The following is a 13,655-nucleotide window of genomic DNA, read 5'->3' on the forward strand; positions in this document are numbered from 1 at the left end:
CACCGGTCCCGGAACCGAGCTCGAGATCTTGCCGCCGCCCCGCGCCGCTGTCACCCTGAGCCACCGACGTCCGAAGGAGCCGCCGATGAACGACTCCGTGCTCACCTCCGTCCTGCTGCCGGTCGCGCTCGCGATCATCATGTTCGGCCTCGGCCTGACCCTGACGGTCGCCGACTTCAGCCGGGTGCTCCGGATGCCCAAGGCCGTCCTGGTCGCGCTCGGGACCCAGGTGATCCTGCTGCCGGTGATCTGCTTCGGGCTGGTGAAGGTGTTCGACCTGGAGCCCGCGCACGCCGCCGGCATGATGCTGCTGGCCGCCTCCCCCGGCGGCACCACGGCGAACCTGTTCAGTCACCTGGCCGGCGGCGACGTCGCGCTCAACGTCTCGCTGACCGCGGTGAACTCGGTCCTCGCCGTGGTCACGTTGCCGATCGTGGTCAACCTGTCCCTCGCCCACTTTCTCGGCGATGGCCAGATCGGCCTGCAGCCGCTGAAGATGCTGCAGGTGTTCGCGATCGTGCTGGTCCCGGTGGCCCTCGGGATGCTGGTGCGGAGCCGGCGGGCCGGGTTCGCGGAGCGGATGACGCGGCCGGTCAAGCTCGGCTCGATCATCGTCCTGGCCCTGGTGATCTTCGCCGCGATCTACACCGAGCGCGCCAACGTCCTCGACTACATCGCCGCCGTCGGCGCGGTCGCCGTACTGCTGAACGTCCTCAGCCTGTTCTTCGGGTACGTCGTACCGAAGCTGGCCCGATTGGGTGAGCGGCAGTCGATCGCCTGCTCGATGGAGATCGGCATCCACAACGCCACGCTCGCCCTCACGATCGCGCTCAGCCCGGCGCTGCTCGGCAACAGCGAGATGTCGATCCCGGTCGCGGTCTACGGCATCGTGATGTTCTTTCCGACCGCCGCGTTCGCCTTCTACCTCAGCCGTCGGACGACGGGTCAGCGCGCCGGATCGAGTGTCTGACTTCCCAGCACAGCCAGCAACTCCAGCTTCTCCGCGCTCTCGCTGCCCGGCGTGGCGGTGAAGACGATCAGGGTCTGCTGCTGGTCGCGGTTGTCGATCAGTTCGCAGTACAGCTCCAGCTCGCCGACCACCGGATGCCGGAAGCGTTTGGTCCGGCTGTGCGCGGCCACGACCTCATGCGCGTCCCAGATCGCGTTGAACTCGGGGCTCAGCTTCTGCAACGCCCGCACGAGCGAGGCGGCGTACGACCTCGGGCCGTCGATGGTGGCGACCGTACGCAGCATCGAGACCTGCAACCGGCTGTGGGTGCTCAGCTCAGGCTCCGCGTAGAGGGCCCGCGACTCCGGGTGCGCGAACCAGCGGTAGACCTCGCTGCGCTCCATGCCTTCGAAGTTGGTCAGCTCGCCGGCGAACGCGACGTGCGCCGGCGTCTGCGCGAGCACCTCGCCGCACCGGTTGAGCAGCATCGCGGGGGTGTCGTGCAGCCGGTCCAGGATCCGCAGCATGCCGGGGTCGACGTGGCACGCCCGCGTCGTGCGCGGCGGCGTACCGTGGCCGGCCAGCAGGAACAGGTGGTCGCGCTCCTCGAGCGTCAACCGGAGCGCCCGGGCGATCGCGCCCAGCATGTCGACCGACGGCTGCGGTCCGCGGCCGCCCTCGAGCCGGCTGTAGTAGTCGGCCGACATCGACGCGAGCGCCGCGACCTCCTCACGGCGCAGACCCGGCGTACGGCGTCGGCGGCCGCGCGGCATCCCGACGTCCTCGGGCTGCAGGGCCTCGCGGCGTTTGCGCAGGAAGTCGGACAGGTCGGAGTACTCCATGACTCCAGTGTCCACGGGCTGCGCCGGTTAACCACTGCTTGCCGAGCAGTGGCTGAGCGCAGCCTGGTTGCCCGGGGCATCCGGTCTCACGCTGGAGACATGAAAACCACAGGCAACACGATCTTCATGACCGGCGGTACGTCGGGTATCGGCCTCGAACTCGCCCGCCGCTTCCGCGACCTCGGCAACACGGTGATCATCAGCGGGCGCCGCAAGGACCTGCTCGACCGGATCGCCGACGAGGACGGCATCGAAGGCGTCGTCCTGGACGTCGCCGACCCGGCCTCGATCGCGGCCGCGTTCGAGCAGGTGACCAGCACCCACGACGTCAACGTGCTGGTCACGATGGCCGGCATCATGCAGGTCGAGGACCTTCGCGATCCCGGTCACGTCGCCACCGCGGAGCAGACCATCGAGATCAACCTGCTCGGCACGATCCGCACGGTCGCCACGTTCACGCCGTACCTGCTGAAGCAGCGCGATCCGGCGATCCTCACGGTCTCCTCCGGCCTCGCGTCGGTGCCGTTGACGATCACGCCGACGTACAGCGCGACGAAGGCCGCGATCCACAGCTACACGCAGAGCCTGCGGATCCAGCTCGCGGACACCGGGATCCAGGTGATCGAGGTCGTCCCGCCCGCCGTCCAGACCACGCTGATGAACCAGGAGAACGACGAGCGCGCGATGCCGCTGGACGAGTACCTCGACGAGACGGTGACCATCCTCCAGCAGCAGCCGGACGCCGCCGAGATCCTCGTCGACCGAGTCCACTTCCTCCGCCACGCCGAACGCGAGAACCGCTACGACGACGTGATCGGCGTCCTGAACTCAGTCCACTAACGCCTGCTCGATGCGCTCGACCTTAGCGGCGAGCTGGCCGGTGTAGCCGGGGCGGATGTCGGCCTTCAGGACGAGGCTGACCCGGGGCGAGACGGCGGCGACGGCCTCCACGGCCTGTTTCACGACGGCCATCACCTCGTCCCACTCGCCCTCGAGGTTGGTGAACATCGCGTTGGTCTCGTTGGGAAGACCGGAGGCGCGGACGACGCGGACGGCCTCGGCCACCGCTTCGCTCACGCCGCCGGTCTCGTCACCGGCCGACGGGCTGATGCTGAATGCGACGATCATGCATCCAGTTTGTCAGGCTCCGCTTCTTCGGCGCGACGCTCGGCGCCGGAGGTGGTGAGGAGGGGCTTCTCCTTGATGAAGAGGACGGCGATCAGGGCGAGGACCGCGAACGGGACCGACATCATGAACAGGTCCGCGGTCGCCGCGCCGTACGCGTTCTCGACGATCGTCCGCACCTCCGGAGGCAGCTCCGCGATGTTCGGCACCGCGTTGCCGCCGCCGGACGACGCGCCGCCCGGGTTCAGCGTCTCGGCGACGTTGTTCGCCAGGATCGCGCCCAGCACGCTGACGCCGATCGTGCCGCCCATGCTCCGGAAGAAGCTGACCGCGGACGTCGCCGCCCCCAGCTCCCGGGCCGGTACGTCGTTCTGCGCGGCGAGGACCAGGTTCTGCATCACCAGGCCGATGCCGACGCCGAGGACGACCATGAAGCTCCACAGCAGGTACTTCGAGGTGTGCGCGTCGATCGTGCCGAACAGCGCCAGCCCGATCGGCAGCAGGACGCTGCCGACGACCAGATAGATCTTCCAGCGGCCGTACTTCGTGATCAGCCCGCCCGCGATCGTGGACGCGACCATCATGCCGAGGATCAGCGGCAGGCTCATCAGGCCGGCCTTGGTCGGCGTGTAGCCCTGCGCGATCTGGAAGAACTGCGCCAGGAACACCGAGCCGCCGAACATCGCGACGCCGACCAGCGCGCTGGCGATGATCGACAGCGTCACCGTGCGGTTGCGGAACAGGTCCATCGGGATGATCGGCTCGGGGTGCCGGCGCTCGACCAGTACCGCGGCGACCAGCGCGGCCAGGGCGACCGCGACCAGCGCGAAGCTCCAGCCGGAGACCCACTCGAACTTGTTGCCGGCGAACGAGGACCAGACCAGCAGCGTGCTCACGCCGCCCATGATCAGGACCGCGCCCCACCAGTCGATCTTCACCTCGCGACGGACGGTCGGCAGGTTCAGCGTGCGCTGCAGCAGGATCATCGCCGCGATCACGAACGGTACGCCGATCAGGAAGCAGGCCCGCCAGCCGAGCGGCGAGTCGACCAGGAAGCCGCCGAGCAGCGGGCCGCCGACGGTCGCCGACGCGAAGATCGCGCCGAAGACACCGGAGTACCGGCCGAGCTCGCGCGGCGGGATGATCGCCGCCATCACGATCTGCACGAGCGCGGTCAGACCGCCGCCGCCGAGGCCCTGGAGCACCCGGCTCCCGAGCAGCACCTCGATGTTCGGCGCGAAACCGGCGACGAGCGAGCCGACCACGAAGAAGCTCAGCGACAGCTGGATCAGCAGCTTGTTGTTGTAGAGGTCGGCGAGCTTGCCCCACAGCGGCACGGTGGCCGTCATCGTCAGCAGCTCGAGCGTGACGACCCAGGTGTACGACGACTGGCTCGCCCCCAGGTCGTGAATGATACGCGGCAGCGCGGTGCTCACCACGGTGCCGGCCAGGATCGCCACGAACAGGCCCATCATCAGGCCGGACATGGCCTGGATGGTCTGGCGGGGGGTCAGTGTCGCTGTATCGGTAGCGGTGACCTCACCCACGGGTTCCGGAGTGGGTGACGAGGTCGTCGTCATGAGGTGCCTTTCGTCTGGTGGTCCGGCCCGAAGGCGGTATCGATGCCTTGGGCAAGTAAATGGAAGGCTTCGTCGAGCAGGTCGGGGATCGGCCGTTCGGGCGCGGTCTTGTGCAGCTCCATCACCACCCGGCAGGCGGCGCCTGCCGTGCTGACGATCAGCGCCGGCCGGACCGATCCGGCCGGTACGCCCATCCGTTCGGAGAGGGCGGCGGTCAGCTGCCGCTCGTCGTCGAGGCTCGACAGCATCAGCTGGTACAGCAGGCTCGGCGAGCTCATGATCAGCTCGCCGCGGCGCGACAGGTGGCCGTCGCTCTCCAGCTCCCGCAGTACGTCGTGCACGATGACCCACATCGTGGTCAGCGGCGACTCCTCGGGCGGCGCCGTCCGCATCCGCTCGAGCGCCCGCTCGAGGTGCTCGGGGTTGCGCGCGAGGATCGCGTGTTCCTTGTGCGGGAAGTAGTTGAAGAAGGTCCGCACCGAGACGTCGGCCGCCTCGGCGATCTCCTCGACCGTGACGTGGTCGGGCCCCTTCTCCAGCGCCAGCCGCAACGCCGCGTCGGCCAGCGCCGCCCGCGTCTGCAGTTTCTTGCGTTCCCGCAACCCACCCTCAACCTGCCTCACCGCAGCAGCGTAGGCAGATTCTTGCAGTCACTGCAAACTATTATCCGTGCAATTTTGCACCCTCTGCACGAAAGGGCAGCTACCGCCCGGGCCGACGGACGAACTGCGGCATCGCCAGGATGTTGTGCGGGTAGGGCAACGGGCCGTCCCCGGCCTCGGTGAGCCGGATCATCTGGTCGTCGGTGAGCGCCCAGCCGGTGGCACCGAGGTTGTCGGCGAGCTGCTCCGGCGTCCGCGCCCCGATGATCGGCGCGGTCAGCCCGGGCCGCTGCACCACCCACCGCAGCGCGACCTGAGCCGGCGTCTTCCCGACCTCCTCGGCCACAGCACGCAGTACGTCGAGCACTCGCCAGGTGCGGTCGTTGTCGTGCGCGTCCCAATCCGCCTGATTGCTCCGGCTGCCGGCCGGCGGACCACCCGCGTCCTTGCTGTACTTCCCGGACAGCCAGCCGCCCGCGAGCGGACTCCAGGCGATGACACCGACGCCTTCGTTCTGCGCGACCGGGATCAGGTCGTGCTCGGCATCGCGGTCGAGCAGGTTGTAGAGCGGCTGCAAGCTGACATACGGCTCCAGACCGCGGTGGTTCGAGAGGTCGATCGCCTTCTGTAGCTGCCAGCCGGTGAGGTTGCTGGCGCCGATGAAGCGAACCTTTCCGCTGGCCACCAGCGCATCGAGCGTCGTCAGTGTCTCTTCCAGTGGCGTCGCGTCGTCGAAGACGTGGATTTGATAGAGGTCGATGAAGTCGGTCTGCAGGCGCCGCAGACTGGCTTCGACTCCGGCCAGGATGTGCTTGCGGCCGGCGCCGCGGACCGGCAGTCCGGGCCCGGCCTCGCCGTACACCTTGGTCGCGATCACCAGGTCGTCGCGGTTCTGGTTCTTCAGCCAACTGCCGATGATCTCCTCGGAAACCCCGCCGGAGTAGGTGTCGGCGGTGTCGACGAACGTGCCGCCCGCGGCCACGAACTCATCCAGGATGCGATGAGCAGTCGGTTCGTCGGTCCCGGGCCCGAACGTCATCGTGCCGAGGCACAGTTCACTGACTTCCAGCCCGGTCCGTCCCAGAAAACGCTTGTCCATGCCGTAAAACTATCCGCCGGACAGGCCGACATGCCGAGTCGGCTGCGGCGAGGTAATCGGTCGACTACGGTGCGTCAGGTGACTTACGAGACCGCCCCGTCCGCAATGACTCGCCGCCGGTTCGCCGGCCTGACCGCCCTCACCGCCGCCGCCGCGACCGACCTCACCCGGATCGGCCCGGCGCACGCGACGCCGTACACGCCGGCCCTGGTCGTCGGCACCGGGTACGGCGCGGCCGTCACCGCGCTCCGGCTCGGAGAGGCTGGGATCCGCACCACGATGATCGAGATGGGTCAGCAGTGGAACACCCCCGGCCCGGACGGGAAGGTGTTCTGTTCGACCTTGAACCCGGATCGCCGGTCGATGTGGTTTCACCGCCGTACTGAGGCGCCGCTCGACACGTTCCTTTGGCTCGACGTCGTGAACCGCGACCTCGGCACGCCGTACGCCGGGGTGCTGGACCGGATCGACTACCCGAACATGGGTGTGTACGTCGGCCGCGGGGTCGGTGGCGGTTCGTTGGTGAACGGCGGGATGGCGCCGACGCCGCAGCGCGCGTACTTCGAGAAGGTGCTGCCGCAGGTCGACGCGGACGCGATGTACCGGCGGTACTTCCCGCTCGCCCGCCGGATGCTCGGGGTGAACACGATCGACCCGCGGTACCTGGAGGGGACGCCGGTGTACCAGTACGCGCGGGTGTCGCGGAAACACGCGCATCAGGCCGGTTTCCGGACTGCCGTCGTACCGAACGTGTACTCCTTCGACTACCTGCAGAAGGAGGAACGCCGGGCGGTGCCGCGGTCGGCGCTGGCCGGTGAGGTGATCTACGGAAACAACCACGGAAAACAGTCGCTGGACAAGACGTACCTCGCCGACGCGGTCGGAACGGGGAACGTGACGATCCGGACCCTCACCCGGGTGACGACGATCCACCGGCAGGGCAACGGCTATCTCGTCGGGCTCGAGCAGATCGATCCGGCCGGGAAGGTGCTGAAGCGCAGTGAGCTCGCCTGTCGGTACCTGTTCCTCGGCGCCGGGAGCGTCGGCACGACGGAATTGTTGCTGCGAGCAAGGGAAACCGGAACGCTGCCGGACCTGCCCGCCGCGATCGGAAACGGCTGGGGCGGAAACGGAAACGTGATGACCGCCCGGGCGAATCACCTGTGGGATCCGACCGGTTCGTTGCAGTCCACGATTCCGACACTCGCGATCGACAACTGGAACGACCCGGTGCACCCGGCGTTCGCCGAGATCGCTCCGCTACCGGTCGGACTGGAGACGTGGGCGAGCCTTTACCTGGCGATCACCGTCAATCCCGAGCGCGGCCATTTCACCTACAACCACAGCACGGACCGCGCCGACCTGCACTGGTCCGCCGACCAGAGCACACCGTCCGTCCGGTCGGCCCAGGCGCTCTTCGACCGGATCAACAAGGCTGTCGGTACGACGTACCGTCGCGACCTGTTCTCCGGAAACCGTCCGTTTGCCGCGGATTTCTGCTACCACCCGCTGGGCGGTTGTCTCCTCGGCGAGGCCACTGACACGTACGGGCGAGTCGTTGGCCATCCCAACCTCTACGTCACCGACGGCTCACTCATCCCCGGCTCGCTCGGCGTCAACCCGTTCGTCACCATCACCGCACTGGCCGAACGCAACGTCGCCCGCCTCCTCGCTACCGACGTGAAAGCCTAGGAATCCACGCCGGCACGGCCCGGCAGTACTCCTCGTACTGCCGGCCGTACCGCTCCCGCAACACCGGCTCCTCGTACCAGCGCACGAACGACGCCATCACGGCCCACGCGATCACGCCGTACCCGAGCACTCGCCAGTCGAGGAAAACGAGTGCCTGCCCGAAGATCGCTGCGACCACGCCGACGTACATCGGATTCCGCACGAAGCGGTAGTCGCCGCCGACCACAAGCCCCTCGGTCGGTGCGACCGGCGCCGGCGTACCGCGTCCTTCGCGGACGAACCGGACGAAGGCACGCAGTACGACGAACGCTCCAGCCGCCACGATCACGAAGCCCGGCCAGAACCGTGGCGCGGCCCAGCCGCTGACCCACCACGGGAGCACGCCGGCGACCACGCAGGGCGCGGCGAAGAAGAATGCTGCGCTTCCGAGGATGGCTTTGACCATGGGGATTCCTGTAGAATTAATAGGCAGCCTCCGGCACGGTTCTCGTGTTCGGAGGCTTTTGTGTATGACGACTCTTCTCTACAAAGCTGCCGGCGACGTCCGTGGTGACGACATCCTGCCGCTCAACCAGCTCCGTGTGCACTACCCCGACCTCTACGAGCGCCACTTCAAGAAATACGCGGATCGCCCGCACCGCGTGAGCGCTCCGGTGTATCCGCTGGACTGCACCTGGGCCGACGTGGTCTTCCTGTCACCCGTCCACCCGGCCCCGATCTTCGAGGCACTGCACGAGTCCGGACGGATCGGCCCGGCCGTGATCAACTACTGGACCCTCGACGCCGACCTCCTCGACCCGGCGAAAACCTGCATCCTGCTCAAACGCCACGACCCCGAACTCCGCCCGCAACCGGCCGAGGACTTCATTCCCTACACCCCCGAAGCGGCCGCCGCCCTCTCCACACCCTCCGAACGCGCCCTGCACCGCCTCCGCAACCTCAACGCCACCGAGCCCCTCTACCCCTGGGCCGACATCCCCCACATCCTGCACCGCGGCCCGATCCCACTCGCCGCGTTCCGCACCGCAGAAGGCAACCCGATCACCGGCTGAACGTGACAAAGCCCAGGACACCGATGGCGTCCTGGGCTTTGTCGTGGAGAGAGTTACTCGCCGACCAGCTGGTCGTAGTGGGTGGTGACCGACACGTGGCTCACACCGCCGTAGACCTCGGGGATCTTGCCGTACGACGTGATCGCGGTAGCGGAACCATTCGCCTTGCTCATGGCGTACTGGTAGCCGGAGTCCGTGTCGTGGTCGACGGCAACGATCAGCGAACCGCCGCGGCTGCCGCAGCCCTGGACGACCAGGGACTCGTAGGCCGACCAGCCCGAGGAGCGGATCAGCTTCATCACCGGCTTGGCCCCGGCCGCGACCGGGATGTGGGCGGTCCACAGCGCGCCGGCGTTCGTGGTCATCAGCAGCGTGTCGTACGTCGCGGTCTCGCTGATCACCGTCATCGCCTTGAAGCCACGGAAGCCCGGGATCGGGCCGAGCCCACGGAAGCCGGTGCCGACCATCTGGTACCGGTACAGGCTGCCGTTGGTGTTCAGGCCGTACAGGTACGCGTGCTTCGGGGAACCGACGCTGTAGTTCGAGGTGGCGATCGACTTGAAGCTCGTCCAGCCGGGTCCGACCTTCTTGAACGTCGGAACCCAGGTGCCGCTCTCACGCAGGTACGTCGTGTGCCGGTACAGGTTCCCGCCCTGCAGCAGCAGGCCGTAGTAGTAAACCTGGGTGCCAGAGGCGTTCACGGCGCCGTACCAGGTCGAGTCCGCGCGGGTGCCGACGAACTTGAACGGCGTGTCCGAGGCGGACTGGATGGGCCGCCCCGGCATGCTCAGGATCTCCTGAGAGTTGCCCGCCGCGTCCGGCGCCATGACGTCGCTGACACACGGCTCGTCGGCGGCGGCCGACTTGATCGTGTTCGGGGTCATGGACTTGGCAAAAGAGTGCGGCTTCGGGCTCGGCTGTGCGGAAGCCGGGGCGGAAGCAGCTGCGGCGGCGAGCAGGCCCGTGCCGGCCAGTGCAAGCGCAAGGCGCTGCAGTTTCATACGAGTTCCCCTCTGGAAGCGTCTCGAAGAGTTCGAGTGCGCGCTGATCATCGCCGAGCCCGCCAACGAGTGGCCGGGCCGGGCAGCAATGTGCACATCGTTGGCGGACGCCCGGCCGTTACAGATTCGGTGATCTGCTTCACTTTCGAGCAAGATGCATAGCTTTGCTATGTATATTGGTGCGTGTGATGGCAACTGATCTGACCGGTCTCGGAGAAGACATCGTGGTCGCGTCGACGCGGTTGGCGCGGCTGGCGACCCGGAACGTGAACACGCTGCCGCACGCCGCGATGCGCGTGCTGGGGCGACTGGACGAGCTCGGGCAGGCCCGGATCAGCGAGCTGGCGAAAGCCGATCGGTGTTCGCAGCCGACCATGTCCAACCTGGTGCAGCGCCTCGAGGAGCAGGGCTGGGTGCGCCGCGCCCAGGACCCCGCCGACTCGCGCGCCAGCCTGATCAGCCTCACCGACGCAGGCCTCGCCGAGCTGCGCAGCGCCCGCCACCAGGCCGGCGCCGCCTTGGCCGCGCACCTGAGTCAGCTCCCCGCGTCCGACCTCTCCACCTTGGAGGCCGCCGCCCACATCATCCACAAACTCCTCACCCTCGAGCCTTTGGAGGACACGCCCCGGTGAGTAAGTCGTCGTTTCTGAAGCAGCCCAAATCCGTTTGGGCGGTCGCGTTCGCCTGCGTGATCGCCTTCATGGGCATCGGCCTGGTGGATCCGATCCTCAAGCCGATCGCCGAACAACTGCACGCGAGCCCGTCCCAGGTGTCGCTGCTGTTCACCAGCTACATGGCGGTCATCGGTGTCGCGATGCTGATCACCGGCGCGGTCTCCAGCCGGATCGGCGCCAAGCGCACCCTGCTGATCGGCCTGGCCATCATCGTCGTGTTCAGCGCGCTGGCCGGCCTGTCCAACAGCATCGGCATGATCGTCGCCTTCCGGGCCGGCTGGGGCCTGGGCAACGCGCTGTTCATCGCGACCGCGCTCGCCACGATCGTGAACTCGGCCGCGGGTTCGGTCGCCGAGGCGATCATCCTCTACGAAGCCGCCCTGGGCGTCGGCATCGCGGCCGGCCCGCTGGTCGGCGGCGAACTCGGCACGATCTCCTGGCGCGGCCCGTTCTTCGGCGTCGCCGTCCTGATGACGATCGCCCTCGCCGCCACCGCGTTCCTGCTGCCCGCATCGCCGCCGGAAGCACGCCGTACGTCGGTCCTCGAGCCGTTGAAGGCACTACGGCACCGGTCGCTCGCGACCGTGGCGGTCACCGCGTTGCTGTACAACTTCGGGTTCTTCACGCTGCTCGCGTTCACCCCGTTCCCGCTGGCGATGTCGGCGCGGGAGATCGGGCTGATCTTCTTCGGCTGGGGTATCTGTCTCGCGTTCACCTCGGTGTTCGTGGCGCCGCGGCTGCAGCGGCGGTTCGGCACCCTCCCGGTGGCGATGACCGTGCTGCTGCTGTTCGGCGCGGACCTCGCGGTGATGGGTGTCTACGCGCACCACAAGCCCGTGCTCGCGGCCGGCGTCATCGTGGCCGGCCTGTTCCTGGGCATCAACAACACGCTGATCACCGAGGCCGTGATGGCGGCTGCTCCGGTCGAACGCGGTACGGCGTCCGCGGCGTACTCCTTCGTCCGCTTCTCCGGCGGCGCGGTCGCACCATGGCTGGCCGGCAAGCTCGGCGAGGAGTTCAACATCCAGCTCCCGTTCTACGTCGGCGCCGTCGCCGTCCTCCTCGCGGTCGGCGTCCTCGCCAGCGGTTGGAAGCCCCTCTCCCACCTCCGCGTCCCCACCACCCACTCCGAGTCCGAAGCCGAAGCCCTCACCACAGCCGACGCTTAGGCGACCGGCCCTCTGGACGTGAGCCGGTGAGACGCGCGACCGGCAGTTAGCGCCGCCGCGGCCCCGACGACCACCAGCGCCGAGGCGAAGATCAGTCCGAGCAGCCGCCACGGAATCGCCAACGCAGCAAGGCCGTAAGGCCCCGCTGCGACCCCGGCGAGGGCTGCCGCGGCGACCAGCGATCCCAGCAGTACGCCGACCACCACCACGGTCCCGGACTCCACGAGCGCGACCATGACGACCTGCGCCCGCGTCAGCCCGGCCAACCGTGACAAGTTGAACTCCTGCCGCCGGTCAGCCGTCGACATCACGACTGCGTTGACAACCGCGACCGCGGTGAAGATCCCGGCCAATCCAAGCAGCGCGGCGAACAGTCCCGAATTGCTGCGCTGCTGCGCCTCACCACGCGCCTCCGCCCACTGCTCGACGGTCTGACCGTCCAGCGTCGCACCAGGCGCCAGCTTCACCAGCGTCTCGGTCCGCCCACCGGCCGGCAGCAGACTCCTCGGAACGAAGAAGTTCTCGCTCACGTCGAGCGTCTCGGGCATGATCGCGACGACCTTCACGGCGATTGATCTGTTGCCCAGTGCAACCTTGAGAGTCGATCCGAGCTTGTACCCCTCGGCCGCCATTCCCGGTCCGATCGCGATCGTCCGCCCGGTCAGCCGATCCAGCGATCCTTTCCGCGGCCGCAGCTTGTGGGTCTGCTGGTACGCCACCGGATCGATCCCGATCGCCTCGGAGTACAGCGTTTTCCGTCCCCGCGTCACCGCGATCGGTACGGCGGTCTGCGCCGAGGCCGCCACGATCCCCGGCCCGGGCCGGACGACGTGATCGACTACGACATCCGCCGTGATCAACTGTTTCTGCTCGACCCCGACCGCTTTCGCCAGCGACCCGAACGTGCCCCACAGCCCGATGACCAGCCCGACCAGCACGATCAACGGCGCCGCGGTCGCCGCGCTCCTACGTACCGCATGCAGCACGCCGGCCCGGGCGAGATCCGCGATCAAGTTGCCCCGAACAACGATCGCGGGCAGCCGGCCGACCAGCGGTACGACGACGGGACTCAACTGGCTCAACGCCACGGACCCGCTGATCATCACGACCAACCCGATCATCAGCCCGGCCACGAGGTCCCGCGCCGCCTGCGCCACGATCACCAGCAGCACCGTGCCGAACGCCGCCGACAGTCCCCAGAACCACCGCCACCCCGTCATCACCCGCCGCGCCGCCTGCCCCTCGACGATCGCCTCGAGCGCATTGACCCGCGACGCCCGCCAGGCCGCGGCGAGTACGCCGGCCAACGCCGTACTCACGCCGACGATCATCGCCGCCCACACCGCGCCCTGATCCCACGGCGCCTCGAACCACTCGGGCAGCATCCCCAACCGGACGAGCAACCACGACTGCGCCCAGGTCGCCAGCACCCCCAACGGCAACCCGACCACACTGCCGACCATCCCGAGCAGACCGGCCTCCGTCACGACCATCAAGCACAGGTAACCCCGCTGCGCGCCGACCAGCCGAAGCAGTCCGAACTCGCGCCGCCGCCGCACCGTCATGAACCCGAACGTCGTACTGACGATGAACACGCTCAGGAAAACGGCCAGCATGACCGACATTCCGAGCAGCGTCGCGGCCCCGACGTACCCCTCCCGGACCTTGGCCCGGTCGTACGCCGACAGTCCCGCAGGCAACACCGGCATGTCGGTCGCGGCCAGCATCTGTAACCCGGACTGCACCAACCCGACCCCGAGTGCAACAGCAACCACCGCACCGGCGAACAGTTGCCACCTGGTCCGCAGCGCCCCGACAGACAACCTCAGCATGCACTCAGCCAACAGCCTGCGACTGCACCAGGCCCTGG

At 68.1% G+C, this 13,655-nt stretch carries 14 protein-coding genes; 6 read left to right on the forward strand and 8 right to left on the reverse strand.

Annotated elements, in window-relative coordinates:
- Nucleotides 1-85 precede the first annotated feature (85 nt).
- A complete protein-coding gene (locus ACLJOO_RS07885; RefSeq protein WP_410786168.1) occupies nt 86-970 on the forward strand; it encodes a bile acid:sodium symporter family protein in 885 nt (294 codons plus the stop codon).
- Here ACLJOO_RS07885 and ACLJOO_RS07890 read toward each other — a convergent pair.
- On the reverse strand, nt 946-1,791 hold the full coding sequence (locus tag ACLJOO_RS07890; protein WP_410786169.1) for a helix-turn-helix transcriptional regulator: 846 nt from the start codon (nt 1,789-1,791) through the stop codon (nt 946-948). The genes ACLJOO_RS07885 and ACLJOO_RS07890 overlap by 25 nt on opposite strands.
- 99 nt (nt 1,792-1,890) lie before the next feature.
- Here ACLJOO_RS07890 and ACLJOO_RS07895 point away from each other — a divergent pair, with 99 nt between their 5' ends.
- A complete protein-coding gene (locus ACLJOO_RS07895) occupies nt 1,891-2,631 on the forward strand; it encodes an SDR family oxidoreductase (RefSeq protein WP_410786170.1) in 741 nt (246 codons plus the stop codon).
- On the opposite strand, the gene ACLJOO_RS07900 is transcribed toward ACLJOO_RS07895, so the two are convergent.
- The 4 genes from ACLJOO_RS07900 to ACLJOO_RS07915 all read right to left on the reverse strand — a co-directional run bounded on the left by ACLJOO_RS07900 (nt 2,620) and on the right by ACLJOO_RS07915 (nt 6,197).
- Complete coding sequence (locus ACLJOO_RS07900) at nt 2,620-2,919, reverse strand: MTH1187 family thiamine-binding protein (RefSeq protein ID WP_410786171.1); 300 nt, start codon at nt 2,917-2,919, stop codon at nt 2,620-2,622. The genes ACLJOO_RS07895 and ACLJOO_RS07900 overlap by 12 nt on opposite strands.
- On the reverse strand, nt 2,916-4,403 hold the full coding sequence (locus ACLJOO_RS07905) for an MFS transporter (protein ID WP_410786172.1): 1,488 nt from the start codon (nt 4,401-4,403) through the stop codon (nt 2,916-2,918). Before ACLJOO_RS07905 ends, ACLJOO_RS07900 begins: the two co-directional genes overlap by 4 nt.
- A gap of 89 nt (nt 4,404-4,492) precedes the next feature.
- Entirely contained in the window at nt 4,493-5,119 is a 627-nt protein-coding gene (locus tag ACLJOO_RS07910) for a TetR family transcriptional regulator (RefSeq protein ID WP_410786174.1), read from the reverse strand.
- A gap of 79 nt (nt 5,120-5,198) precedes the next feature.
- Nucleotides 5,199-6,197 carry an aldo/keto reductase gene (locus ACLJOO_RS07915; RefSeq protein WP_410786175.1) on the reverse strand — a complete coding sequence of 333 codons (999 nt, stop codon included), beginning with the start codon at nt 6,195-6,197 and terminating at the stop codon, nt 5,199-5,201.
- A 78-nt stretch (nt 6,198-6,275) separates the two neighbouring features.
- On the opposite strand from ACLJOO_RS07915, the gene ACLJOO_RS07920 reads away from it, so the two are divergent.
- On the forward strand, nt 6,276-7,889 hold the full coding sequence (locus tag ACLJOO_RS07920) for a GMC oxidoreductase (RefSeq protein WP_410786176.1): 1,614 nt from the start codon (nt 6,276-6,278) through the stop codon (nt 7,887-7,889).
- Here the strand turns inward: ACLJOO_RS07920 and ACLJOO_RS07925 are convergent.
- The gene (locus ACLJOO_RS07925) at nt 7,870-8,334 is read right to left on the reverse strand and encodes a methyltransferase family protein (protein ID WP_410786177.1); all 465 of its coding nucleotides are present in this window, start codon (nt 8,332-8,334) and stop codon (nt 7,870-7,872) included. The genes ACLJOO_RS07920 and ACLJOO_RS07925 overlap by 20 nt on opposite strands.
- A gap of 64 nt (nt 8,335-8,398) precedes the next feature.
- On the opposite strand from ACLJOO_RS07925, the gene ACLJOO_RS07930 reads away from it, so the two are divergent.
- Nucleotides 8,399-8,941 carry a hypothetical protein gene (locus tag ACLJOO_RS07930; RefSeq protein ID WP_410786178.1) on the forward strand — a complete coding sequence of 181 codons (543 nt, stop codon included), beginning with the start codon at nt 8,399-8,401 and terminating at the stop codon, nt 8,939-8,941.
- 53 nt (nt 8,942-8,994) lie between these two features.
- Here ACLJOO_RS07930 and ACLJOO_RS07935 read toward each other — a convergent pair whose 3' ends face one another.
- Complete coding sequence (locus ACLJOO_RS07935; RefSeq protein ID WP_410786179.1) at nt 8,995-9,942, reverse strand: hypothetical protein; 948 nt, start codon at nt 9,940-9,942, stop codon at nt 8,995-8,997.
- Nucleotides 9,943-10,130: 188 nt separating this feature from the next.
- Between ACLJOO_RS07935 and ACLJOO_RS07940 the strand changes: the two genes are divergently transcribed.
- Nucleotides 10,131-10,574: a MarR family winged helix-turn-helix transcriptional regulator gene (locus ACLJOO_RS07940; RefSeq protein WP_410786180.1), complete on the forward strand. Its 444-nt coding sequence runs from the start codon at nt 10,131-10,133 to the stop codon at nt 10,572-10,574.
- Nucleotides 10,571-11,785: an MFS transporter gene (locus ACLJOO_RS07945; RefSeq protein WP_410786181.1), complete on the forward strand. Its 1,215-nt coding sequence runs from the start codon at nt 10,571-10,573 to the stop codon at nt 11,783-11,785. The genes ACLJOO_RS07940 and ACLJOO_RS07945 overlap by 4 nt, the downstream gene beginning before the upstream one ends.
- Here the strand turns inward: ACLJOO_RS07945 and ACLJOO_RS07950 are convergent.
- The gene (locus tag ACLJOO_RS07950; protein WP_410786183.1) at nt 11,782-13,617 is read right to left on the reverse strand and encodes an ABC transporter permease; all 1,836 of its coding nucleotides are present in this window, start codon (nt 13,615-13,617) and stop codon (nt 11,782-11,784) included. The genes ACLJOO_RS07945 and ACLJOO_RS07950 overlap by 4 nt on opposite strands.
- Between the last annotated feature and the right edge of the window lie 38 nt (nt 13,618-13,655).

It is taken from the genome of Kribbella sp. C-35 (assembly GCF_046549195.1).
Lineage (GTDB): Bacteria > Actinomycetota > Actinomycetes > Propionibacteriales > Kribbellaceae > Kribbella.